This is a genomic window from Streptomyces sp. HM190 (genome assembly GCF_009857135.1).
In the GTDB taxonomy this organism is placed as follows: Bacteria; Actinomycetota; Actinomycetes; order Streptomycetales; family Streptomycetaceae; genus Streptomyces; species Streptomyces heilongjiangensis.
Genome location: NZ_CP047318.1, coordinates 1,614,757 through 1,639,104 on the forward strand (window position 1 = coordinate 1,614,757; position 24,348 = coordinate 1,639,104).

The following is a 24,348-nucleotide window of genomic DNA, read 5'->3' on the forward strand; positions in this document are numbered from 1 at the left end:
TGCTCAAGTACCGCTGGCGCTCCGGTGCGTGTGCGGTGCCCGTCCCCGCACTGCGCGACTCGGCGGTACGAACGAGCCTAGAACGGCTTCGCGCTGGTGGGGAGATCATTTGCGTCATTGACTGCTCCAGCCGTGACCCGAAAAACAGTCGGCTGCGGGTACCCGTCGAGGGCACCCGCAGCCGCCCTGTCTTTTACAGGTACTGTCCGGTGTTCGCCACCGTGTCGATGGAGCGTCCGGTGTCGGCACCCTGCTTTCCGGTGATCAGGGTACGGATGTAGACGATCCGTTCGCCCTTCTTTCCGGAGATGCGGGCCCAGTCGTCCGGGTTGGTGGTGTTCGGCAGGTCCTCGTTCTCCTTGAACTCGTCCACGCAGGCCTGGAGGAGGTGGGAGACGCGAAGGCCCTTCTGGTTCTTCTCGAGGAAGTCCTTGATCGCCATCTTCTTGGCGCGGCCGACGATGTTCTCGATCATGGCGCCGCTGTTGAAGTCCTTGAAGTAGAGGACTTCCTTGTCGCCGTTGGCGTAGGTGACCTCCAGGAAGCGGTTCTCCTCGGATTCGGCGTACATGTGTTCCACTGCCGTCTGGATCATGCTCTGGACGGTGGTGGCCTTGCTGCCGCCGTGCTCGCCGAGGTCGTCGGAGTGCAGGGGGAGGCGCTCGGTGAGGTACTTGCCGAAGATGTCCTTGGCGGCCTCGGCGTCGGGACGCTCGATCTTGATCTTCACGTCGAGCCGGCCGGGACGCAGGATGGCGGGGTCGATCATATCCTCGCGGTTGGAGGCGCCGATCACGACCACGTTCTGCAGGCCTTCCACGCCGTCGATCTCGGCGAGCAGCTGGGGGACGATGGTGTTCTCCACGTCCGAGCTGACACCGGATCCGCGGGTGCGGAAGAGGGATTCCATTTCGTCGAAGAAGACGATGACGGGGGTGCCCTCGCTGGCCTTCTCCCTCGCACGCTGGAAGACGAGGCGGATCTGCCGCTCGGTCTCGCCGACGTACTTGTTGAGGAGCTCGGGGCCCTTGATGTTGAGGAAGAAGCTCTTGCCGGCGGCCTGGCCGGTCACTTCGGCGACCTTCTTGGCCAGTGAGTTGGCCACGGCCTTGGCGATGAGCGTCTTGCCGCATCCGGGGGGCCCGTAGAGGAGGACGCCCTTGGGCGGCCTCAGCTCGTGCTCCTTGAAGAGGTCGGGGTAGAGGTACGGGAGCTCGACCGCGTCGCGGATGGCCTCGATCTGGCCGCCGAGGCCGCCGATCTGTTCGTAGCCGATGTCCGGGACCTCTTCGAGGACGAGTTCCTCGACCTCGCTCTTGGGGACGATCTCGTACACGTAGCCGGAGCGGGGTTCGAGCAGCAGGGCGTCGCCGGGGCGGATGGTGACGTCCAGCAGCGGCTCGGCGAGCCGTACCACCCGTTCCTCGTCGGTGTGCCCGAGCACCAGGGCGCGTTCGCCGTCCTCGAGGATCTCCTTGAGGGTGACGATGTCCCCGACGCGCTCGAACTCCATGGCTTCGACCACGTTGAGCGCTTCGTTGAGCATGACTTCCTGGCCGCGCCGGAGCTCTTCCAGGTCGACGCTCGGGCTGACGTTCACACGGAGCTTCCGGCCTCCGGTGAAGATGTCGGCCGTGCCGTCCTCGTTCGCCGTGAGGAAGACACCGAAGCCGGCCGGGGGCTGTGCGAGCCGGTCGACTTCTTCCTTGAGGGCCACGATCTGGTCGCGGGCCTCACGGAGCGTGTTGGCGAGCCGCTCGTTCTGCGCGGACACGCCGGCCAGGTTGGTCTGCAGCTCGACGATCCGCTCCTCGAGAATCCTCGTGTGTCGCGGAGAGTCGGCGAGCTTGCGTCGCAGGACGGCGATCTCCTGCTCAAGGTAGGCAATCTGCCCGGCCGGGTCGTCGGACCCTCGTCCCGGGCGGATGCCGCGGTTCATGTCGTCGTCGTGGGCTGCCACGGTCCTCACCTCCTCCAAGGGGAGCTGGACGCTTCCAGACCCTACCTGGGTGGGTGTCGATTGAAACCCCTAGATCACAAAGACGGTCGGGGTGTGTCCGATCTTCACCCTTGCGCTCTCCCTCACGCCAGGGGAATACCCACGGAACATGGTTGGGAAGCCGGTCCGGGTAGGGTCGAAGTGTTCAACACCCGTCAGGGCCTGCGTGGTTCCCGACCGGTTGACGAGAGGAACGGCAGGAGAGATGACCGTGCGACAGGAGTCCGGGACCGCGGGCGAGGGGCTCGAGGTCTGGATCGATCAGGACCTGTGCACCGGTGACGGTATTTGCGCGCAGTACGCGCCCGAGGTGTTCGAGTTGGACATCGACGGGCTGGCGTATGTGAAGAGCGTGGACGACGAGTTGCTGCAGGCTCCGGGGGCCACGACGCCGGTTCCGCTGCCGCTGGTGACGGACGTGGTGGACTCGGCGAAGGAGTGTCCGGGTGAGTGCATCCACGTGCGTCGGGTTTCGGACGGGGTCGAGGTGTACGGGCCGGACGCGGAGTGACCGGGCGGCCACTCGGCGCCATGCCGTGTCTGCTTTCTCACACCTGGCCCGCCGGGTGATCGTGTCCCGTCGGGCGGGTGTCAGACGCTGCGGGAGCCCGCAGGGGTCGAGCGTACGAACGCCCCGTCGCGCCACTGCCATTCGACGTCGTCGGTGACGTCGGGGCAGCAATTGGGCACCTTGCGGGAGGAGTAGCCGTGCAGAGTGGCCGTGACGGCTCCGTCACGGACGGCGAAGTCGGTGACGGTGTTGCGGTCCTTGGGGGCGACAAGGGTGGCGACGACGCGGGGCCGTGCGGCGTCGGTGGAGCGGGTGAGGACGTAGACGGCGTCGGGCGGGGTGCCCATGGCGGCGTCGCAGTGGACGACGGCCACGGTCTCGGGGCGGTGGTCCCCGTCGAGGTCTCCGGAGGCCCGCTCCTTGACGACGACGTCGACGGGGCCGCAGTCCAGGGGCAGGTCGACGTCGGCGGGGTCGGGGGCGGCGACCACGGCGGGGGCGGGCTTGGGGCCGGGCTGGGCGGCTCTCGCCGCGTCCGGTTGGAGGGCCGACGACAGGGCCACGACTCCGGCGAGGGCGGTGGCCGTGGCGAGCCAGTGGATCGGGCGGGTGTGCGCGTGTGCCAGTTCCGGGACCGCGGTCTGCTGCACTAGGAGCGTCTCCTGAGAGGGCTGTGGCGGTGGGGGTGTCCCGCATGGTGCCACACGTGACAGCGGGGTGGAACGGCGGGGTGCGGGGTTCTCTTGGTCTTCTGGTGGCGCGTCAACGGGAGAGCGCCGTGGCCGAGTTCCCGGGCGCTGCGGGGAACTCGGCCGCGTCGGGGCTGGGTTGCCGGTGGGCTCAGCGGGCGGTGCCGCCGTCGGCGTTCGGGCCGGCGTAGTCCTCGCCGTAGGCGCCCTTGGCGGGGCGGCGGCGGCGCATGGGGGGCTCGACGCCGTCGGCGAGGCGGCGGGCGGTGAGCAGGAAGCCGGTGTGGCCGATCATGCGGTGGTCCGGGCGGACGGCGAGGCCCTCGATGTGCCAGTTGCGGATCATCGTCTCCCAGGCGGTCGGCTCGTTGAAGGAGCCGATCTCGCGGATGGACTCGACGGTCCGGGCGAGCTGGGTGGTGGTGGCGACGTAGCAGCAGAGGATGCCGCCGGGGACGAGTGCCTTGGAGACGGCCTCCAGGCATTCCCAGGGGGCGAGCATGTCGAGGATGACGCGGTCGACGTCGGTGTCGGACAGGTTGTCCTGGAGGTCGCCGACGGTGAGCTGCCAGGCGGGGTGGGGGCCGCCGAAGTAACGTTCCACGTTCGCCTGCGCGATCTCGGCGAAGTCGGCGCGGCGCTCGTAGGAGTGGAGCATGCCCTGGTCGCCGATGGCGCGCAGCAGGAAGCTGCTGAGCGAGCCGGAGCCGACGCCTGCCTCCACGACGCGGGCGCCGGGGAAGATGTCGGCGAAGGCGAGGATCTGCCCCGCGTCCTTGGGGTAGACCACGGCGGCGCCGCGGGGCATGGACAGGACGTAGTCGGGGAGCAGGGGGCGCAGCGCGAGGTAGGCGACGTTACCGGTGGTGCGGACAACGCTGCCCTCGGGTGCGCCGATCAGCTCGTCGTGGGGGAAGGAACCCTTGTGGGTGTGGAAGTTCTTTCCCTCTTCGAGCGTGAACGTGTAGTGGCGGCCCTTGGGGTCGGTCAGCTGAACCTGGTCCCCGACCTTGAAGGGCCCGCGACGGCGGGCGGCACCGGTCGGTTCGGACATGTGACCAGCCTACCGGTCCCGGCACGGGCCGCGGACCACGGGCGTGGGCGGGTGGTGGGCGGTGTGCGGGTCAGGAGGGCCTGGCCATGGCCTTGACGAAGGCGCGTTCCACGTCGGCGGCGGAGAGGACGCCGTAGATCTCGCCGGTGTCCTCGACGACGAGGTACTCGGTGGCGGGGGTGGCGCGCAGGGCGTCGAGGAGTTCCTCGCCGGCGAGTTCCGCGGAGACCCGCATGCCGTCGGTGAGGTCCTGGGCGAGGCCGCTGACGGCGACCCAGGGGCGGCGGTGTTCGGGGACGCCGACGATGGCGGCCTCGCGGACGAGGGAGAGGGGTTCGCCGTCGGCGTCGACGACGACGAGGGCGCGGGCTCCGGCGTCGTTGGCGCGGCGGAGGGCTTCGGAGAGGGGGGTGTCGGTCTGGACGGGGACGGCGCGGCGGGTGAGGGCGCGGGCGCGGAGTTCGGGGAGGTGTTCGCGCAGCCGGGCCATGCGGAGGCTGTTGCCGGCGCCGGTCCAGATGATGGCGGCGAGGATCGCGGCGAGCAGTGCGTCGAGGACGGTGTCCATGCCGACGCTGTCGGTGGCGTCGGCGCCGAGGAGGCCGGACTGGGTGAGCCAGGGCAGTCCGATGAGGACGGACAGGGCGAGGGCGCGGCCGACCCAGGCGGCGGCGATGGTGCCGCTCATGGGCTTGCCGGTGATCTTCCAGACGACGGCGCGGAGCATGCGGCCGCCGTCGAGGGGGAGGCCGGGGAGGAGGTTGAAGGCGGCGACGATGAGGTTGGAGATCATCAGGCCGGCCAGCAGGACGCCGGGGACGGTGCCGGGTTCCACGGCGAGGAGGGCGAGGTAGAAGACGCCTGCGAGGACGAGGGAGAGGAGGGGGCCGACGAAGGCGAGGACGAACTCGCGGCCGGGGGTCTCGGACTCCTTCTCGATCTCGGAGACGCCGCCGAAGAACTGGAGCTGGATGCGGCGTACGGGGAGTTTGAAGCGGAGGGCGGCGATGGTGTGGGCGAGTTCGTGGACGAGCACGGAGGCGTAGAAGGCGACCGCGAAGAAGAGGGAGACGAGGTAGCGCAGGGCGCCGAGTTCGGGCAGGACGCGGTCGAGTTGGCCGCCGAAGACCCAGGTGATGAGGGCGGCGACGAGGAACCAGCTGGGCGCGACGTACACGGGGACGCCGAAGGGGCGTCCCATGAGGATGCCGCCGCCGGGTTCCTTGGGGCGCTCGGGGGGCTTGGGTCCGCCGTGGGCGTGGGGCCGTGCGGTGCCGGTGGTGTGCTGGGAGCCGGGTGAGGACCCGGTCGAGGGGCCCTTGTGCAGCGAGGTGGGGGCGGCCTCCGGGTGGGGGGCGTCGGGTCGCCCGGCCTCCTCGTCAGCGTTCTCGGCGGGGGTGTCGGCGGTCGGACGGTGGTCCTCGGGCGGGAGGGCGCCCGCGGTCCGCTGGGGGGCGTCGGCCGGGTGGGGTGGCTCGGCCGGCCGTGCTTCGGCGGAGGGTGAGGGGTGCTCGGTGCCGCCGGGTCGGTCCGTGTCCCCGTGGTTCTCGCGGTCCTGGTAGTCCTCGGGGGTCTCTGGCTCGCGGGGCTCGGCCGCGCCGGTGGCGGGCTGGGGCGGCCGGGCGTTCTCGGCGGTGTCCTGCTCCTCGGTCTCCCCGGTGGTGTGCGCGCCCGGCCCGGCCTCGTCGGTGGGGTCCGAGGGTTCGGTGTCCCCGGTGGCCTGCGGTTGCCGAGGGGGGGTGGGGGTGCCCTCGGGTGTCGGGGCGGTGGGTTCGGTGGGGGCGGTGTCGGCGGTGTGGGTCCTGTCGCCGTTCGTGTGTTCGGTCGCGTCGTCGTTGCCCGACCGCGGCTGCCCGCTCCCGCCGCTCGTCTCCACGATGTCCCCTCGTTCGAAGCGTCTTCCGCGCCCGTGTCTAGGGGCGGAAGGGTCTGTGGTCGATGCTATGCGGTCGCCGCCACGGCTTCCGCCCCGGCACCCCCTCAGTTTTCCCCGGGTCGCACGAGGCACACGGGCCCCTCCGCGGGCGGGGGCGGCGCGGGGGCAGGCGGGCGCGCCGGGGCGGTGGCCGACGGCCCCGTGGCGGTCACTGTCAGTGGTGGGCCGTAGGGTCTGTGGTCATGGAAACCAGCACCGACGGCACCGGCGCCGACACCGCTCCCTCCGGCGGGGTGGACGATACCGGCGAGGAGGGCGCGCGCCCTGCGCGGGAGGCGGCGCCCCCGGCCTCGCTGTCGCCCTCGCGGGCCAGTGACTTCATGCAGTGTCCGCTGCTGTACCGGTTCCGGGTGATCGACCGGCTGCCGGAGAAGCCGAGCGAGGCGGCCACGCGGGGCACCCTGGTGCACGCGGTGCTTGAGCGGCTGTTCGACGCGCCGGCGGCGGAGCGGACGGCGCCGCGGGCGAGGTCGCTGGTGCCGGCGCAGTGGGACCGGCTGCGGGAGTCGCGGCCGGAGGTCGTGGGGCTCTTCGCGGACGACCCGGAGGGCGAGCGGCTCGCGGGCTGGCTGGCGGAGGCCGAGCGGCTGGTGGAGCGTTGGTTCACGCTGGAGGACCCCACCCGGTTGGAGCCGGTCGAGCGGGAGCTGTTCGTGGAGGCGGAGCTGGAATCGGGGCTCCGGCTGCGCGGGATCATCGACCGGGTGGATGTGGCGCCGACGGGAGAGGTGCGGATCGTCGACTACAAGACGGGGAAGGCACCGCGGCCCGAGTACGCGGAGGGCGCCCTGTTCCAGATGAAGTTCTACGCTCTGGTGGTGTGGCGGCTGAAGCGGGTGGTGCCGCGCCGGCTGCAGTTGGTGTACCTGGGCAGTGGTGACGTGGTGACGTACGACCCGGTGATGGCGGACCTGGAACGGGTGGAGCGCAAGCTGCTCGCGCTGTGGGAGGCGATCCGGCTGGCCACGGAGACCGGTGAGTGGCGGCCCCGGCCGACGAAGCTGTGCGGCTGGTGCGACCACCGGGCGGTGTGTCCGGAGTTCGGTGGTACTCCCCCGCCGTATCCGCTGCAGGTGAGGTCGCCGGAGTCCCCCGCTCGGGTGCAGGGCAGAATGGGCCCGGACTAGCGAAGGAGATTTTCGTGGCCATCCGCGTCCTACTGGTCGACGACCAGCCGCTGCTGCGTACCGGCTTCCGGATGATTCTGGAGGCGGAGCAGGATCTCGCGGTCGTCGGGGAGGCCGGAGACGGCCTGCAGGCGCTCGACCAGGTGCGGGCGTTGCAGCCCGATGTGGTTCTGATGGACATTCGTATGCCCCGTATGGACGGGGTGGAGGCGACCCGTCAGATCACCGGTCCCGGGCGGGACGGTCCGGCGAAAGTGCTGGTGCTGACCACGTTCGATCTGGACGAGTACGTGGTGGAGGCGTTGCGGGCGGGGGCCAGCGGGTTCCTGTTGAAGGACGCTCCGGCGCACGAGCTGGTGCAGGCGATCCGGGTGGTCGCGGGGGGTGAGGCGATGCTGGCGCCGAGCATCACGCGTCGGCTCCTGGACAAGTACGCGGTGCATCTGCCGTCGGGGGAGGAGCCGGTGCCGGACACGTTGCACACGCTCACCGACCGTGAGGTCGAGGTGCTGAAGCTGGTGGCGCGGGGTCTGTCGAACGCGGAGATCGCTGCCGATCTGTTCGTGAGCGAGACGACGGTGAAGACGCATGTGGGGCATGTGCTCACCAAGTTGGGGCTGCGGGACCGGGTGCAGGCCGCGGTGTACGCGTACGAGAGCGGGCTGGTGCGTCCCGGCGCGCAGTAGGGGACGCGGGGCCCGCCGGGGTCGTTGACGCGCCGAGGGCGCCCTCTTCGTGGTGAAGAGGGCGCCCTCGGGTGTCGACGGGGGTGTACGGGCCCGCGGTCAGTCCTTGCTGATCTCCCAGAAGCGGAAGACGGTGGACGCGTCGAGGCAGTAGTCGAGGCCGTAGACGTTGTCGCGGATGACGGCGTACTGCTTGGCCTGCCAGACGGGGAGGACGGGGACCTCCTCGGCGACGATGTTCTGCAGCTCGGCGTACTCCTGCTCGGTGGCGGAGCGGTCGCTCTGGGCGGCCGTGCTCGGCAGGAGGTCACCGGTGATGGTCTTGTTGGTGTAGTTGTTGTCGAGGACGTTGCCCTTGCCGAAGAAAGGGCTGGTGAAGTTGTCGGGGTCCGGGTAGTCCGGGACCCAGCCCTTGACGTAGAGGCCGTACTTGCCGGCGGCTATGTCCTTCTCGTACTGGGCGAACTCGACGGACTTGACCTTGGCGTCGAACAGGCCGGAGGCGTTGAGCTGCTTGGCGATCGCCTCCAGCTCCTGGTCGGTGGAGGGGCCGTATCGGGACGGCGTGGACCAGAGGGTGAGCGCGACCTTGTCGGTGATGCCGTCGGCGCGCAGGGCGGCCTCTGCCTTGGCCTTCGAGGGACGGGCGCCGTAGGTGTCGAAGAAGGCGGTGTTGTGGCCGGTGATGCCCGCCGGGATGATCGAGTACAGCGGGGTGGCGGTGCCCTGGTAGACGTCGTTGACGAGGGCCTCGCGGTCGAGGAGGTGGGCGATGGCGCGGCGGACGCCGATCTTGCCCGTGACCGGGTCCTTCATGTTGAAGACGAGGTGCTGGACCTCGGCGCCGGTGCCGTCGACGAGTTCGACGCCGCTGGCGGTGGAGGTGTCGGTCTCGATGTCGGAGATGGCTCCGGCGCTGAGACCGCGGAAGGCGACGTCGACCTCGCCCTCCAGCAGGGCCTGCTTCAGGGCGCTCTGGTCGCCGTGGAAGAACTTGAGGGTGATGCCCTGGTTGTCGATCTCGGCGGGGCCCTCGTAGTGGTCGTTTACGGTGAAGACGGCCTGGTCCTCGCCGAAGGACTCCAGCTTGTAGGGGCCGGAGCCGACCGCTTCTCCGTCCTTGCGGAGGCCGTCGGCGTCGTAGGAGCTCTCGTCGACGATGGCGCCGGCGCCGGAGGCGATCTTGCTGGGGAAGGTGGCGTCGGCGTACTTCAGGTTGAAGCGGACGGTGGTGTCGTTCGGCGTCTCGACGGTGTCGAGCATGGGGAACATGATCGCCGGGCCGGCGTCGTCGTTGATCTTGAGCATGCGGTCGAAGGAGAACTTGACGTCCTTGGCGGTGAGGGCCTCACCGTTGCTGAACTTCAGGCCCGTCTTCAGGGTGCACTCGTAGACGGTGGTCCCGGGGCCGGCGAAGGAGCACTCCTCGGCGAGGTCGGGCTCGGGTTCGGTGGCGCCGTTGGGGAAGCTCAGCAGCGACTGGAAGACGTTGTTGAAGAGGAGCCAGGAACCCGGGTCGTAGCCGGAGGCGGGGTCGGTGGCCAGGACGTCGTCGGTCATGCCCAGCACCACGTTGGAGCCGGTGTCCCCGGTCCCCCCGGATTCGGAGCCGCAGCCGGTCAGCAGGCCGGCGGCCAGCCCTGTCGCGATGGTCAGGACGGACCACTGGGTGCGCATGTTCACGTGTGAGTGCCTTGTGTCGTCGTCGGGTGTCGTGGACGCGCCGTGCTCCCCCGGTTTCCCGGCGCGCGGGGTGAGGGGACGGTCAGCCGCCGATGCCGCGGCCGAGCTGCCACAGCTGGAGCGTGGAGGCGGAGTTGAGGGCGTACTCGGCGCCGGTGACGTCGTCGCGAGCGGCGACGTACTGGTTGCCCTGCCACAGCGGGAGGATCGGTACCTCGTCGGCGACGATGTCCTGGATGCCGGTGAGGCTCTCGGAGGCCGTGAGCCGGTCGGCCTCGCGGCGGGACTCGGGGATCAGCTTGCTGCGGATCTCGCTGTTGTCGTACGGCGAGTTGAGGAAGTTGTCCTTGTCGAGGAAGGGCGCGAGGTAGTTGTCGGCGTCCGGGAAGTCAGGGAACCAGCCCATGCCGTAGACGGCGTACTCGCCCTTCTGCTCGGCGGGGCGGAACGTGGACCAGGGCGCGCCCTTGATGGTGACGTCGAACAGGCCGCTGGCGTCGAGCTGCTTCTTCAGGACCTCGAACTCGGTCTTCGTGGCGGCGCCGTAGTGGTCGGTCGTGTAGTGCAGGGTCAGCTTGACCGGGGTGGTGATGCCGGCCTGCTTCAGGGTCTCGGTGGCCTTGGAGACGCTGGGGTCGCCGTACTCGTTGAAGAACGAGTTGGAGTGGCCGGTGATGCCCGCCGGGACGATCGAGAAGAGGGGCTCGGACTGGGAGCCGTAGACCTTGGAGACGAGCGCGCCGCGGTCGACGAGCTGGGCGATCGCCCGGCGGACGGCCGTGCTCTTGACGGGGGACGCGTCGGTGTTGAAGGCGAGGTAGCGGATCTCCAGCCCGGAGGATTCGATGAGGTCGATGTTCTCGTCCTCGGACTTGGCGTACTTGTCGATCTGGGCCGGTGTCATGGTCCGGGTCATCAGGTCGATGTCGCCGCTCTCGAGCGCACTGCCCATGGCGTCGGGGTCGGCGAAGGAACGCAGTTCGATCTGGTCGTTCTTCGGGTCCAAGTGGCCCCGGTAGTGGGGGTTCTTGGTGAAGACGGCCTTGACGAGTTCGTTGTTCTCGACCTCGGCGTCCAGGGTGTAGGGGCCGGAGCCGTCGACCTTGAAGCCGTCGCGGAGCTTGTCCTTGTCGTAGTCGGCGGGGTTGACGATGCCGGCGACGGGGGTGGACAGCTTGTACGGGAGGGTGGCGTCGGGGCTGTTCAGGTGGAAGATGACCTGCTTGTCGCCCTTGGTCTCGACGAGGTCGATGGTGGACAGCAGGGCGAAGACGCCGCTGTCGGCCTTGATGGAGCGGGCGCGGTCGATGGAGAACTTGACGTCGTCGGCGGTGATCGGGCTGCCGTCGGCGAACTTGAGGCCGTCGCGCAGGGTGCAGACGTAGCGCTCGCTGCCGGTGTCGGTGAAGCCGCAGCGGGAGGCGGCCTCGGGCTCGGGTTCGCCGTCGCCGCTGGGCTGGACCAGGAGGGTCTGGACGGTCTGGCGGAGGATGTTCCAGGTGCCGACGTCGTAGGCGTAGGCCGGGTCGATCGGGGCCGGGGCCTCCTTCGAGGCGGTGAACCGGTCGGTGGTGCCGACGACGATCGCGTCGCCGTCGCTGCTCGCGCCGTCGGTGGCGCCGCAGGCGGCGAGCACCGGGGCGAGCAGGCCGAGGACGGCCGGCAGCACCAGGGTCTTGCGGTTCATGCTCGAGTTTCTCCAGAGCTCAATTCCGGGGCGGGTGCCTGCGGGGTGGTGCGGGCGGGTCCCGGGCGGTACGGCGATGTTTCCGCGTCGAGATTAGCCCGCCCCGTGCAGGGCGCCCGCGCACCGGAGTTGAGTTCCCCTCACGCTGTGGAACCGCGTGCGGACGGACGGACGGGGATGGGGGCGGAATGTTTGGTGCACCCTGCACCAATCAGGACACATGGGCGCGCCAATCGCCCCTGAAAGCGGGGTTTGGCCAGGACGGAGCCGGCCGTGGGGACCGGGTCCGAGTGGTAAACGTCACAGACCGAAAGGGCTTCCCGCCGACGGGAATTCGGTTTCTCCCGGCCTGTTTCTCCCGGCCCGAATTCGGCCCGCGGAAGCCCGTGAATGATCTTGCGTTTTATTGTGCGTTCAATTGTTCACGCTGGGTGCGCGGACGGGGCTCGTTCCGTCGCCGTCAGAACGTCACCAGGCCGTGCAGGAATGGCAGGTCGACCTCTTCCAGCGAGGTCACGACGGTCCGCCGCACGGCGGGGGCGATGGGGGCCACGGACGGCACGGCGACGACGTGGCAGCCCGCCGCCTCCGCGGCCGCGACACCGGTCGCGGTGTCCTCGACGACCGCGCACCGGCCCGGGTCGGCGCCCAGCCCGGCGGCCGCCAGGAGGTAGGGGTCGGGGAACGGCTTGGTGCGTTCCACCTCGTCGCCGGCGACGGTCAGGGCGAAGTGCTGGGGGCCGAGGGAGGTCAGGACGCGGTCGATGATGCGCCGGTGGGACGCCGAGACCAGGGCGGTGGGCACGCCGTGCGCGGCGAGTTCGCCGAGGAGGCGCGCCGCACCCGGCATCAGCGGCAGGGCCTGCCCGATCATGGCCTCGAAACCGTCGTTGAGCAGCACGGACAGCTCGGCGAGGGTGATGTCGGCGCCGGTGGCCTCGATGAGGAAGCCCGCGCTGCGGCTCATGGGGCCGCCGACCACGACATGGCGCCAGGACTCGTCGAGGGTGTGGCCGAGGGACCGGAAGACCTCGACCTCCACGTCCCACCAGAAGCCCTCGGTGTCCACCAGGGTTCCGTCCATGTCGAGGAGCACGGCCTGCAGGGCGGAGCCTTCGGCCGTCCGGGTTCCTAGCGCGGGGATCGTCGTGGTCATCCGGCGCACCTCCTTGGGGGACGAGCAGGCCGGTTCCCGGATGGGGAACCGGCCTGCGGTGGACCGACCAGTGTACGACGCCGCGCGGCGAAGCGCCTTTCGCCGACGGATCCGAGGAGGCTCCTCGACGGGCCGGGGCTGCCTGCCAGGGGTGACGGTGGCTGGAGCGTGTTTCGAAAGTAGCGTCGTCTGCCCGAAGGGCGGGCCCGGCGGCGTGTGGTGCGGGCGATCGCACGGCGGAGGGTCGCCCCGATACCGGTGGTATCGGGGCGGTCCCGACAACACGGCGAGCGTGCGTGCCGGACGCCGCCGGGCAGACGGGACTTTCGCAACACGCTCTAGAAGGCTCATGAAGATCTTGGGTTCTGGCCCTGCCGTGTCAGCGGCAGGGCCAGACTCGTCATGTGGCGATGGGTGAGTGGGTCGGCGAGACGGTCGGGCCGGACGTGTGGGAGACCTGCCGGGAACTGATTCCGGCGGGGAGTGTGTTCGCGTTCCTGGCCGAGCATCGTGGCGAGCTGTTCCCGGCTGAGATGTTCACGGACATGTACCCGTCGGCGAACGGACGGCCGAGCATGCCGCCGCAGATCCTGGCCGCCGCGATCACCTTGCAGGCCCTGCACGGGCTGTCGGACTTCGAGACGGTGCAGGAACTGCGGTGCGACCTGCGGTGGAAGGCCGCATGCGGGCTGGGACTTCACGACATGGCGTTCGATCCGTCGCTGCTGGCCTACTTCCGCCGCCGGCTGGCCCGTTCCGCCCGCCCGAACCGGATCTTCGAGGCCGTGCGCGAGGTCGTGAAGGCCACCGGCGTCCTCAAGGGCAGGCACCGCCGGGCGCTGGACTCCACCGTGCTGGACGACGCGGTCGCCACCCAGGACACCGTCACCCAGATCATCGCCGCCGTCCGCGCGGTGATCCGCGAGGTCCCCGGCGCCGAAGCGGTCGCCTCTGCGCGATGCACCGCGCACGACTACACCGGCCCGGGCAAGCCCCGCATCGCCTGGAACGACGAGCAGGCCCGCGCCGAGCTGGTCGACGCACTGGTCACAGATGCCCTGCGGCTGCTGGGCCACCTGCCCGACCAGCAGCTCGGCGACAAAGCCGCGAACGCGGTGGGCATCCTGGCCCTGGTCGCCGGCCAGGACGTCGAGCCCGCCGAGGACTCCGACGGCCGCGACGGACGCTGGCGCATCACCCAAGGCACCGCCCCGAACCGGATGGTCTCCACCGCCGATCCGGAAGCCCGGCACGTGCACAAGACCCGCTCCCACCGGCAGGACGGCTTCAAGGCCCACCTGGCCGTCGAGCCCGAGACCGGCTTGTACACCGCCGTCGCCCTGCGGCCCGGCGCCGGGCCCGAACACCACGAGGCCGCCGTCGGACTGGACCTGCTTGCCGAGGAGGACACACCGGTGGACGCCTTCGGTGATACCGCCTACTCCACCGGCGACGCCCGCCAGGCCCTGCACCGGGCAGGGCACCGGCTGTTCCTCAAGCCCGCACCGCTGCGGCCCGCCGTCCCCGGCGGCTTCACCCTCGACGACTTCGCCATCGACACCACCACCGCCACCGTGACCTGCCCGGCCGGACACACCGTGGCCCTGTCCGACCCCGGCGGGCAGCACCGCCAACGCAAAGCCATCTTCGGCAACTTATGCACCGGCTGCCACCTGCGCGAGCAGTGCACCAAAGCCAGGGCCGGACGCATCCTGACCATCCGCCCGCACCACGACCTCCAGACAGCCGCCCGCCACCAGGCCACCGACCCCGCCCGGCAGGCCGACTACCGCCGCTGGCGGCCACCGGTCGAACGCGCCGTCGCCTGGCTCGTCCACCACGGCAACCGGCGCCTGCGCTACCGCGGCACCATCAAGAACGACACCTGGCTCCACACCCGGGCCGCCGCCCTCAACCTCCGCCGACTGATCAACCTCGGACTCACCCACACCAGTGGCACCTGGCACATCGCACCAGCCGGTACATGACCGGAGGCCTGTCCGGCCTGACGGCCGGACAGCCCCTCACCAAGATCTTCATCAGCCTTCTAGCGGGCGTTGAAGTACTTCGCCTCGGGGTGGTGGATCACGATGGCGTCCGTGGACTGCTCGGGGTGGAGCTGGAACTCCTCCGAGAGCTGGACGCCGATGCGCTCGGGCTCCAGGAGTTCGGCGATCTTGGCGCGGTCCTCGAGGTCGGGGCAGGCGCCGTAGCCGAGGGAGAAGCGGGCGCCTCGGTACTTGAGGTCGAACATGTCCTCGATGGCCGCCGGGTCCTCACCGGAGAAGCCGAGTTCGGCGCGCACCCGGGCGTGCCAGTACTCGGCGAGGGCCTCGGCCAGCTGCACGGACAGGCCGTGGAGTTCGAGGTAGTCGCGGTAGGAGTTGGACTCGAAGAGCCTGGCGGTCTCCTCGCCGATGCGGGAGCCGACGGTGACGACCTGGAGTCCGACGACGTCGGTCTCGCCGGACTCCTCCGGGCGGAAGAAGTCGGCGAGACACAGGCGGCGGCCGCGGCGCTGGCGGGGGAAGGAGAAGCGGGTGCGCTCGTTGCCGGCGTCGTCGAGGATGATCAGGTCGTCGTCCTTGGAGACGCAGGGGAAGTAGCCGTGGACGACGGCCGCTTCGAGGAGGTTCTCGGTCTGGAGGCGGTCCAGCAGGCCGCGCAGCCGGGGCCGGCCCTCGCTCTCCACGAGCTCCTCGTAGCTGGGGCCCTCGCCGGTGCGGGCCTGCTTGAGTCCCCACTGGCCCTTGAAGAGGGCGCCCTCGTCCAGCCAGGTGGCGTACTCCTTGAGCTGGATGCCCTTGCTGACGCGGGTGCCCCAGAACGGCGGGGTGGGCACGGGGTTGTCGATGGCGACGTCGGAGCGGACGTGGCCCTCCTCGGGGCGCTCCTCGACGACCGTGGCGGTGGCGGCGCGGACCCGGCGCTGCTTCAGCTCGGGCAGCCTGGCGCCGGGCACGCCGCGCTTGACGCCGATGAGGGCGTCCATCAGGCGCAGGCCCTCGAAGGCGTCGCGGGCGTAGCGGACCTCGCCCTCGTAGATCTCGTGCAGGTCCTGCTCGACGTAGGCGCGGGTGAGGGCGGCGCCGCCGAGGATGACGGGGTAGTTCGCGGCGAGGCCCCGCTGGTTCAGCTCCTCCAGGTTCTCCTTCATGATCACCGTGGACTTGACCAGGAGTCCGGACATGCCGATGACGTCGGCGCGGTGTTCCTCGGCGGCGTCGAGGATCGCGGAGACCGGCTGCTTGATGCCGAGGTTGACGACGTTGTAGCCGTTGTTGGACAGGATGATGTCGACGAGGTTCTTGCCGATGTCGTGGACGTCGCCGCGGACGGTGGCGAGGACGATGGTGCCCTTGCCCTCGGCGTCCGACTTCTCCATGTGGGGTTCGAGGTGCGCGACGGCGGCCTTCATGACCTCGGCGGACTGCAGGACGAACGGCAGCTGCATCTGGCCGGAGCCGAAGAGCTCACCGACGACCTTCATGCCGTCGAGGAGGGTGTCGTTGACGATGTCGAGGGCCGGGCGGGTGAGCAGGGCCTCGTCGAGGTCGGCCTCCAGGCCGTTGCGTTCGCCGTCGATGATGCGGCGCTTGAGGCGCTCCTCCAGCGGCAGGGCGGCCAGTTCCTCGGCCTTGCCCGCCTTCAGGGACTTCGCGGTGGCGCCCTCGAAGAGCTGCATGAGCTTCTGGAGGGGGTCGTAGCCTTCGCGTCGGCGGTCGTAGATGAGGTCGAGGGCCGTCTGCACCTGCTCCTCGTCGAAGCGGGCGATGGGCAGGATCTTGCTGGCGTGCACGATCGCCGAGTCGAGGCCGGCCTTGACGCACTCGTCGAGGAAGACCGAGTTGAGCAGGATGCGGGCGGCCGGGTTGAGGCCGAAGGAGATGTTGGACAGGCCGAGGGTGGTCTGCACGTCCGGGTGGCGGCGCTTGAGTTCGCGGATCGCCTCGATGGTGGCGATGCCGTCCCGCCGGGACTCCTCCTGACCGGTGCAGATGGTGAAGGTCAGGGTGTCGATGAGGATGTCCGACTCGTGGATGCCCCAGTTGCCGGTGAGGTCGTCGATGAGCCGTTCGGCGATCTCGACCTTCTTCTCCGGGGTGCGGGCCTGGCCCTCCTCGTCGATGGTGAGGGCGATCAGCGCGGCGCCGTGCTCCTGGGCGAGCCGGGTGACCTTCGCGAAGCGGGACTCGGGGCCGTCGCCGTCCTCGTAGTTGACGGAGTTGATGACCGCGCGTCCGCCGAGCTTCTCCAGGCCGGCCTGGATGACGTCGACCTCGGTGGAGTCGAGGACGATGGGCAGGGTGGAGGCGGTGGCGAAACGGCCGGCGAGTTCGGCCATGTCGGCGACGCCGTCGCGGCCCACGTAGTCGACGCACAGGTCGAGCATGTGGGCGCCCTCGCGGATCTGGTCGCGGGCCATCTCCACACAGTCGTCCCAGCGGCCCTCCAGCATGGCCTCGCGGAACTTCTTCGAGCCGTTGGCGTTGGTGCGCTCGCCGATGGCCAGGTACGAGGTGTCCTGGCGGAACGGCACGGTCTGGTAGAGGGATGCGGCGCCGGGCTCGGGGCGGGGGTGGCGCTCGGCCGGGGTGAGGTCGCGGACGCGTTCGACGACCTGGCGCAGGTGCTCGGGGGTGGTGCCGCAGCAGCCGCCGATGAGGGACAGGCCGTACTCGCGGACGAAGTTCTCCTGGGCGCTGGCCAGCTCGGGGGCGGTCAGCGGGTAGTGGGCGCCGTCCTTGGTGAGCACGGGCAGGCCGGCGTTCGGCATGCAGGAGAGCCGGACGCGGGAGTGCCGCGAGAGGTAGCGCAGGTGTTCGCTCATCTCGGCGGGGCCGGTGGCACAGTTCAGGCCGATCATGTCGATGCCCAGCGGTTCCAGCGCGGTCAGCGCGGCGCCGATCTCGGAGCCGAGGAGCATGGTGCCGGTGGTCTCGACGGTGACCGACACGATCAGCGGGACGTCGTAGCCGGCGGTGGCCATGGCGCGGCGGGCGGCGAGGACGGACGCCTTGGTCTGCAGCAGGTCCTGGGTGGTCTCCACGAGCAGGGCGTCGGCGCCGCCGGCGAGGAGGCCCTCGGCGTTCTGCTGGTAGGCGTCGCGGATCGCGGTGAAGGTGGTGTGGCCGAGGGTGGGCAGCTTGGTGCCGGGGCCGATCGAGCCGAGGACCCAGCGCTGCCGGCCGTCGCGGGCGGCGAACTCGTCGGCGGTCTCGCGGGCGATGCGGGCGCCGGCCTCGGACAGCTCGGCGGTGCGCTCGGGGATGTCGTACTCGCCGAGGGCGGTGAGGTTCGCGCCGAAGGTGTTGGTCTCGACGCAGTCGACGCCCGCCTCGAAGTAGGCGGCGTGCACCGAGCGGACGATGTCGGGGCGGGTCACGTTCAGGACCTCGTTGCAGCCCTCCAGCTGCTGGAAGTCGTCCAGGGTGGGGTCCTGGGCCTGGAGCATCGTGCCCATCGCGCCGTCGGCCACCACGACGCGGGTGGCGAGGGCCTCGCGCAGGGCGTCGGAACGGGCCCGGCCTGCGGCGGCGGACGAAGGGGACGGATTCGGCGACGAGGCCATGAAGGTGCTCCCTGGAGTGCGACGGCTGTCGGCTTTGCGTCTTCCCGCGGAAGGCGCACGCCGTCAGGGTAGCCCGGAGAGCCGGTGAGGGTCAGGGGCGTCCACGGGACGGACCGGCGTGGCGTGAGCGGTCGAGTGCGGTTTACTCCCTCGACGGACGAACGGCGGACACCGCTCGGGCACCTGGTGTCCAGGGGACGTGCACCGGACGTGCACGGGACGGGCACGGGAACGGCACCGGACGGGCGCCGCCTGGGCAGGTTCGGCCGAAAAGGTGTTGACGGCTATTAGCGAGAGGTCGGCAACGACCGGTAGTGTTCGACATTGCCGAACGGCGGAAGTTCATGCGCGGGCGGCGGTCGAAGGGGACGGAGGCAGGACGGCGATGGCACGGAACATCCAGTCGCTCGAACGGGCGGCCGCGATGCTGCGGCTGCTCGCGGGCGGCGAGCGACGACTCGGCCTGTCGGACATCGCCTCGTCGCTGGGCCTCGCGAAAGGCACCGCCCACGGCATACTGCGCACCCTCCAGCAGGAGGGCTTCGTCGAGCAGGACGACGCCTCCGGGCGCTACCAGCTGGGCGCCGAGCTGCTGCGCCTGGGCACCACCTACCTCGACGTCCACGAACTGCGGGCGCGGGCCCTGGTGTGGACGGACGACCTGGCCCGCTCCAGCGGCGAGAGCGTCCACCTGGGAGTGCTGCACCAGCAGGGCGTGCTGATCGTGCACCACGTCTTCCGGCCCGACGACAGCCGGCAGGTGCTGGAGATAGGGGCCATGCAGCCGCTGCACTCCACGGCCCTCGGCAAGGTCCTCGCGGCCTACGACCCGGTGGCGCACAGCGAGGTCCTGGAGACCGACCGCAAGGCGTTCACCGAGCGGACCGTGTGCGAGCCGGACGCCTTCGAGCACGTCCTGGACCGTACCCGCGCGCGCGGGTACGCGGACGACGTCGAGGAGACCTGGGAGGGCGTCGCCTCGATCGCGGCCCCCATCCACGACCGGCGGCGCATGCCCGTCGGTGCGGTCGGCATCACGGGCGCCGTGGAACGGCTGCGCCGGGACGGCGAGCTGCGGCCCGAGCTGATCGCGGCGGTGCGGGACTGCGCCCGCGCCGTCTCGCGGGACCTGGGCGCCGCCCGCTTCTGACCCCGCTCCCCCCACCGCCACCGCCGGGCCGCCGCGAGCGTGCCGTGCGGCGGCCGCCGCGCCTTCGAGGGCCGGGACACCGACCGTGTCCCGGCCCTCGCCGTATGCGGTCGCGGCGGTCTCGGCGTGCGCGCGCACGGCAGCGGACGCACGATCGATAAGACAGTTCGATCAGTAACGATCGGGTTTTCGATAACGGGACCCTTGACGAGTCGCGCACGCCACAGCAAGACTCCCGTCCATCGGTCGGCATTGTCGAACACTTACCGGCAATACGCGCTAGAGTGTGACAACGCCAAGGGCCGGTGCAGCTCTCACCCCCGAGGGCGCGGACCTCCGGAATGGGACCCGTGGTCCGCCTTCCCCTGGACGAAGGACAAAGGAGTCGCGGGTGTCCAGCTCCGACATCTTCATCGGCGAGACCATAGGTACCGCCATACTCATCCTGCTCGGCGGTGGCGTCTGCGCCGCCGTCACACTGAAGGCCTCCAAAGCCCGTAACGCCGGTTGGCTCGCCATCACCTTCGGGTGGGGTTTTGCCGTTCTGACGGCCGTCTACACCTCCGCGCCGCTCTCCGGCGCGCACCTGAACCCGGCCGTGACCCTCGCGCTCGCGCTGAAGGACAACGGCATCCCGTGGAGCCAGGTCCCCACCTACTGGGGCGGGCAGCTCCTCGGCGCGATGATCGGTGCCGCTCTGGTCTGGGTCGCCTACTACGGCCAGTTCCACGCCCACCTCACCGACAAGGAGATCGTCGGCGGTCCGGGCGCGGAGACCACCAAGGCGAAGGCCGTCGAGGCCCGTGAGTCCGGCGCCGGCCCGGTGCTCGGCATCTTCTCCACCGGTCCCGAGATCCGCAACGCGGTGCAGAACGTCGCCACCGAGGTCATCGGCACCTTCGTGCTGGTCCTCGCGGTCCTCACCCAGGGCCTCAACGACAGCGGCAAGGGTCTCGGCACCCTCGGCGCCCTGATCACCGCACTTGTCGTGGTCTCGATCGGTCTGTCCCTCGGCGGTCCGACCGGTTACGCCATCAACCCGGCCCGTGACCTCGGTCCGCGCATCGTGCACGCCCTTCTGCCCCTGCCCAACAAGGGCGGCTCCGACTGGAGCTACGCCTGGGTCCCGGTGATCGGTCCGCTGCTCGGCGCCGCCGTCGCCGCGGGCATCTACAACGTCGCGTTCGCCTGACAGCCCCGCCTGCGCGCGACGAGCCGCAGGTGTCGCCCGACACCCGGCACGCGCCGTACGTACCGCCCTTCGACCAGTTGACCTTCAGGAGCACACCGTGACCGACGCCCACACCGCCGGCCCCTTCGTCGCCGCCATCGACCAGGGCACCACCTCCAGCCGCTGCATCGTGTTCGACCGGGACGGCCGCATCGTCTCCGTCGACCAGAAGGAGCACGAGCAGATCTTCCCGAAGCCGGGCTGGGTCGAGCACGACGCCAACGAGATCTGGACCAACGTCCAGGAAGTCGTCGCCGGAGCCATCCAGAAGGCCGGCATCACCCGCGACGACATCAAGGCCATCGGCATCACCAACCAGCGCGAGACCACGCTGCTCTGGGACAAGAACACCGGTGAGCCCGTCCACAACGCCATCGTCTGGCAGGACACCCGCACCGACGCCCTGTGCAAGGAACTCGGCCGCAACGTCGGGCAGGACCGTTTCCGCCGTGAGACCGGTCTGCCGCTGGCCTCCTACTTCGCCGGTCCGAAGGCCCGGTGGCTGCTGGACAACGTCGAGGGCCTGCGCGAGCGCGCCGAGGCCGGCGACATCCTCTTCGGCACCATGGACACCTGGGTCATCTGGAACCTGACCGGCGGCGTCAACGGCGGCAAGCACTACACCGACGTCACCAATGCCTCCCGCACCATGCTGATGAACCTGCACACGCTGCAGTGGGACGCGAAGATCGCCGAGTCCATCGGCGTGCCGCTGTCGATGCTCCCGGAGATCCGCTCCTCCGCCGAGGTGTACGGCGAGGTCACCGGTGGCAAGCTCGGCGACCTGCTCGGCGGCATCCCGGTCGCCTCGGCGCTCGGCGACCAGCAGGCGGCGCTGTTCGGCCAGACCTGCTTCGCCGAGGGCGAGGCGAAGTCCACCTACGGCACCGGCACGTTCATGCTGATGAACACCGGCGAGAAGATCATCAACTCGTACTCGGGCCTGCTGACCACCGTCGGCTACCGCATCGGCGACGAGGCCCCGGTGTACGCGCTGGAGGGCTCGATCGCCGTCACCGGCTCGCTGGTGCAGTGGATGCGCGACCAGATGGGCCTCATCTCCACCGCCGCCGAGATCGAGACCCTCGCGCTCTCGGTCGAGGACAACGGCGGCGCGTACTTCGTGCCGGCCTTCTCCGGTCTGTTCGCCCCGTACTGGCGCTCCGACGCCCGCGGTGTGATCGCCGGCCTCACCCGGTACGTCACCAAGGCGCACCTCGCGCGCGCCGTCCTGGAGGCCACCGCCTGGCAGACCCGTGAGATCACGGACGCCATGACCAAGGACTCGGGCGTGGAGCTCGCGGCCCTGAAGGTCGACGGCGGCATGACCTCCAACAACCTGCTGATGCAGACCCTCTCGGACTTCCTGGACGCCCCCGTGGTGCGCCCGATGGTCGCCGAGACGACCTGCCTCGGTGCCGCCTACGCCGCCGGCCTCGCCGTCGGCTTCTGGACCAGCACCGACGACCTGCGCGCCAACTGGCGGCGGGCCGCCGAGTGGACCCCCCGCATGGACGCGGAGACCCGCGACCGTGAGTACAAGAGCTGGCTCAAGGCCGTCGAGCGGACCATGGGCTGGCTCGAGGACGAGAGCTGAGCCGGGGCCCCGAAGGCTCCGGTACCGGCTCTGATGAGGAGTAAGAACCCGACATGACCAGTCAGCCCACCCTGCAAGCCCTGCCTGCCCTGGGGACGCGCCCGGCGTCCGGCTCGAACCCGAGCCGAGCCGAGACCCGGGAGCAGCTCTCCAAGGCGTCGTACGACCTCCTCGTGATCGGCGGCGGCATCCTGGGCATCTCCACCGCCTGGCACGCCGCGCAGTCCGGGCTCAGGGTGGCGCTGGTCGACGCCGGTGACTTCGCCGGAGCCACCTCCTCCGCCTCCTCCAAGCTGCTCCACGGCGGTCTGCGCTACCTGCAGACCGGCGCGGTGAAGCTGGTCGCGGAGAACCACTTCGAGCGCCGTGCGGTCTCCCGCCAGGTGGCCCCCCACCTCGCGAACCCGCTCACGTTCTACCTCCCCGTGTACAAGGGCGGGCCGCACGGCGCGGCGAAGCTCGGGGCGGGCGTGTTCGCCTACTCCGCGCTGTCGGCCTTCGGTGACGGCGTCGGCCATCTGCTGTCGCCGGCGAGGGCCGCGCAGGACGTGCCCGAGCTGCGCACCGAGAACCTGAAGGCCGTGGCCGTGTACGGCGACGGCCAGATGAACGACTCCCGGATGGCGCTGATGACGGTCCGCGCGGCCGTCGAGTCCGGCGCGGTGGTGCTGAACCACGCCGAGGTCACCGGGCTGCGCTTCACCAAGGGCCGGGTGACCGGCGCCGAGCTGCGCGACCGGCTCTCCGGCGACGAGTTCGGTGTGAGCGCCCGGCTGGTGCTGAACGCGACCGGCCCCTGGGTCGACCACCTGCGCCGTATGGAGGACCCGAACGCGGCCCCCTCGATACGGCTGTCCAAGGGCGCGCACCTGGTGCTGAAGCGGACCTCCCCGTGGAAGGCCGCGCTCGCCACCCCGATCGACAAGTACCGCATCACGTTCGCGCTGCCCTGGGAGGACATGCTCCTGCTGGGCACCACGGACGAGATGTACGAGGGCGACCCCGCGGACGTCGCCGTCAACGACAAGGACATAGCCCAGATCCTGGACGAGGCCGCGTTCTCCGTCCGGGACCAGCAGCTCGACCGTGATCTGATCACGTACGCCTTCGCGGGGCTGCGGGTGCTGCCGGGTGGCCCCGGCGACACCGCCAAGGCCAAGCGGGAGACGGTCGTCACCGAGGGCCGGGGCGGCATGCTGTCCATCGCGGGCGGCAAGTGGACGACGTTCCGGCACATCGGCCGCACCATCATGAAGAAGCTGGAGACCCTGCCCGGCCACCCGCTGGGCGAGGACTTCGAGTCGGTGTCCACGCTGCCGAGGAAGCTGCCGCTGCCGGGCATCGCCAACCCGCGGGCGGTCGCGCACCGGCTGCTCACCGACCGCCCGGCGCCGGGCCCCCGCATGGGCGCGGACACCGCGCGCCACCTGGCCACGCACTACGGTTCGCTGGCCTTCGACATCGCCCGTCTCGCCAACGAGAACCCCGATCTGGCCGAGCGGGTCCACCCCGACGCGCCGGAGATCTGGGCGCAGGTCGTGTACGCCCGTGACACCGAGTGGGCCGAGACGGCCGACGACGTGCTGCGCCGCCGTACGACGCTGACGATCCGGGGTCTGGCGACGGACGAGGTCCGCGCCAAGGTCCAGGACCTGCTCGACAAGAAGTAGCACCTGCTCGGCAAGAAGTTGACGAGAAAAAGGCCCGCCCGCCCTCCGGCCTCTCCCCTGACCGGGGCCGGACGGCCGGGAAACGGCCCCCGCCGCTCCGGGGCCGGACCGCGAGGGGGCGGTTCCACCGCATCGGTGGGACCGCCCCTTCGGCATGTGCCGGAGCTTCTCACCGGTCAGGGCTTCTTCCGGTCAGTGCGCCTCCGCGATCGGGGCTTCTTCCGGTCAGTGCGCCCCGCGATCGGGGCTTCTTCCCTGTGGGCCCTGCCACTGCCCTGATCAAGGGTCATGAACGGGGCAAACGAACTCCATCGGTTGTCCGAGGCATGCCGCCAGGGCCGGTCCGGGGGACTGACGACGGCGGCCCATCCGGCCGTGGTGTGGCTGCTGGTCTCCTGGTGGCCGCAGGACAACTTCTACCGGCTGGCGGCGAAGCACGCCTGGGAACGGCGGGCGGCGCTGGTGTACGCCTTCAACGTGCCGCTGATGGTCGCGGCGGCGGTGTACGTGACGCGGGGACCGGAACGCTCACCCGCGGGTGGCCCATAATGACCTCTGAGACATCGGATGTCTGATCAGGCAGGGAACGACAGGGAGGGC

At 70.3% G+C, this 24,348-nt stretch carries 17 protein-coding genes; 9 read left to right on the forward strand and 8 right to left on the reverse strand.

Annotated elements, in window-relative coordinates; translation table 11 throughout:
* Positions 1-193: 193 nt before the first annotated feature.
* Positions 194-1,960 (reverse strand): proteasome ATPase, encoded by a 1,767-nt coding sequence (arc, locus tag GSY65_RS06565; RefSeq protein WP_055716078.1) that lies wholly within the window; start codon positions 1,958-1,960, stop codon positions 194-196.
* 244 nt (positions 1,961-2,204) lie between these two features.
* Here arc and GSY65_RS06575 point away from each other — a divergent pair, with 244 nt between their 5' ends.
* Positions 2,205-2,510, forward strand: coding sequence for a ferredoxin (locus GSY65_RS06575; RefSeq protein WP_159766416.1), 306 nt, complete (start codon positions 2,205-2,207; stop codon positions 2,508-2,510).
* A gap of 80 nt (positions 2,511-2,590) precedes the next feature.
* Here the strand turns inward: GSY65_RS06575 and GSY65_RS06580 are convergent, their stop codons facing one another.
* From GSY65_RS06580 to GSY65_RS06590, 3 genes are all read right to left on the reverse strand, one after another.
* Entirely contained in the window at positions 2,591-3,160 is a 570-nt protein-coding gene (locus GSY65_RS06580) for a hypothetical protein (protein ID WP_159766417.1), read from the reverse strand.
* Between the two features lie 190 nt (positions 3,161-3,350).
* Positions 3,351-4,253: a tRNA (adenine-N1)-methyltransferase gene (locus GSY65_RS06585; protein WP_159766418.1), complete on the reverse strand. Its 903-nt coding sequence runs from the start codon at positions 4,251-4,253 to the stop codon at positions 3,351-3,353.
* A 70-nt stretch (positions 4,254-4,323) separates the two neighbouring features.
* The gene (locus GSY65_RS06590; protein ID WP_159766419.1) at positions 4,324-6,129 is read right to left on the reverse strand and encodes a site-2 protease family protein; all 1,806 of its coding nucleotides are present in this window, start codon (positions 6,127-6,129) and stop codon (positions 4,324-4,326) included.
* Between the two features lie 242 nt (positions 6,130-6,371).
* Between GSY65_RS06590 and GSY65_RS06595 the strand changes: the two genes are divergently transcribed.
* Entirely contained in the window at positions 6,372-7,316 is a 945-nt protein-coding gene (locus tag GSY65_RS06595) for a RecB family exonuclease (RefSeq protein WP_159766420.1), read from the forward strand.
* Positions 7,317-7,330: 14 nt separating this feature from the next.
* Positions 7,331-8,002 (forward strand): response regulator, encoded by a 672-nt coding sequence (locus GSY65_RS06600; RefSeq protein ID WP_159766421.1) that lies wholly within the window; start codon positions 7,331-7,333, stop codon positions 8,000-8,002.
* 99 nt (positions 8,003-8,101) lie between these two features.
* Here the strand turns inward: GSY65_RS06600 and GSY65_RS06605 are convergent, their stop codons facing one another.
* The 3 genes from GSY65_RS06605 to GSY65_RS06615 all read right to left on the reverse strand — a co-directional run bounded on the left by GSY65_RS06605 (position 8,102) and on the right by GSY65_RS06615 (position 12,528).
* On the reverse strand, positions 8,102-9,685 hold the full coding sequence (locus tag GSY65_RS06605) for an ABC transporter substrate-binding protein (RefSeq protein ID WP_159766422.1): 1,584 nt from the start codon (positions 9,683-9,685) through the stop codon (positions 8,102-8,104).
* An 82-nt stretch (positions 9,686-9,767) separates the two neighbouring features.
* Entirely contained in the window at positions 9,768-11,372 is a 1,605-nt protein-coding gene (locus GSY65_RS06610) for an ABC transporter substrate-binding protein (RefSeq protein ID WP_159766423.1), read from the reverse strand.
* Positions 11,373-11,832: 460 nt separating this feature from the next.
* Positions 11,833-12,528, reverse strand: a complete 696-nt coding sequence (locus tag GSY65_RS06615; RefSeq protein WP_159766424.1) for an HAD family hydrolase — start codon at positions 12,526-12,528, stop codon at positions 11,833-11,835.
* A 410-nt stretch (positions 12,529-12,938) separates the two neighbouring features.
* Here GSY65_RS06615 and GSY65_RS06620 point away from each other — a divergent pair, with 410 nt between their 5' ends.
* Positions 12,939-14,516 carry an IS1182 family transposase gene (locus GSY65_RS06620; RefSeq protein WP_159775663.1) on the forward strand — a complete coding sequence of 526 codons (1,578 nt, stop codon included), beginning with the start codon at positions 12,939-12,941 and terminating at the stop codon, positions 14,514-14,516.
* Between the two features lie 59 nt (positions 14,517-14,575).
* Here the strand turns inward: GSY65_RS06620 and metH are convergent, their stop codons facing one another.
* Positions 14,576-18,100: a methionine synthase gene (gene metH / locus GSY65_RS06625; protein ID WP_159766425.1), complete on the reverse strand. Its 3,525-nt coding sequence runs from the start codon at positions 18,098-18,100 to the stop codon at positions 14,576-14,578.
* Between the two features lie 385 nt (positions 18,101-18,485).
* Here metH and GSY65_RS06630 point away from each other — a divergent pair, with 385 nt between their 5' ends.
* The 5 genes from GSY65_RS06630 (at position 18,486) to GSY65_RS06650 (ending at position 24,297) form a co-directional block, all read left to right on the forward strand.
* Positions 18,486-19,250 carry an IclR family transcriptional regulator gene (locus GSY65_RS06630; RefSeq protein WP_159766426.1) on the forward strand — a complete coding sequence of 255 codons (765 nt, stop codon included), beginning with the start codon at positions 18,486-18,488 and terminating at the stop codon, positions 19,248-19,250.
* Between the two features lie 391 nt (positions 19,251-19,641).
* Positions 19,642-20,442, forward strand: a complete 801-nt coding sequence (locus GSY65_RS06635) for an MIP/aquaporin family protein (RefSeq protein WP_159766427.1) — start codon at positions 19,642-19,644, stop codon at positions 20,440-20,442.
* Positions 20,443-20,539: 97 nt separating this feature from the next.
* Entirely contained in the window at positions 20,540-22,078 is a 1,539-nt protein-coding gene (glpK, locus tag GSY65_RS06640; RefSeq protein WP_159766428.1) for a glycerol kinase GlpK, read from the forward strand.
* Between the two features lie 53 nt (positions 22,079-22,131).
* On the forward strand, positions 22,132-23,748 hold the full coding sequence (locus GSY65_RS06645; protein ID WP_159766429.1) for a glycerol-3-phosphate dehydrogenase/oxidase: 1,617 nt from the start codon (positions 22,132-22,134) through the stop codon (positions 23,746-23,748).
* A gap of 288 nt (positions 23,749-24,036) precedes the next feature.
* Positions 24,037-24,297, forward strand: a complete 261-nt coding sequence (locus GSY65_RS06650; protein ID WP_159766430.1) for a hypothetical protein — start codon at positions 24,037-24,039, stop codon at positions 24,295-24,297.
* Positions 24,298-24,348: the final 51 nt, after the last annotated feature.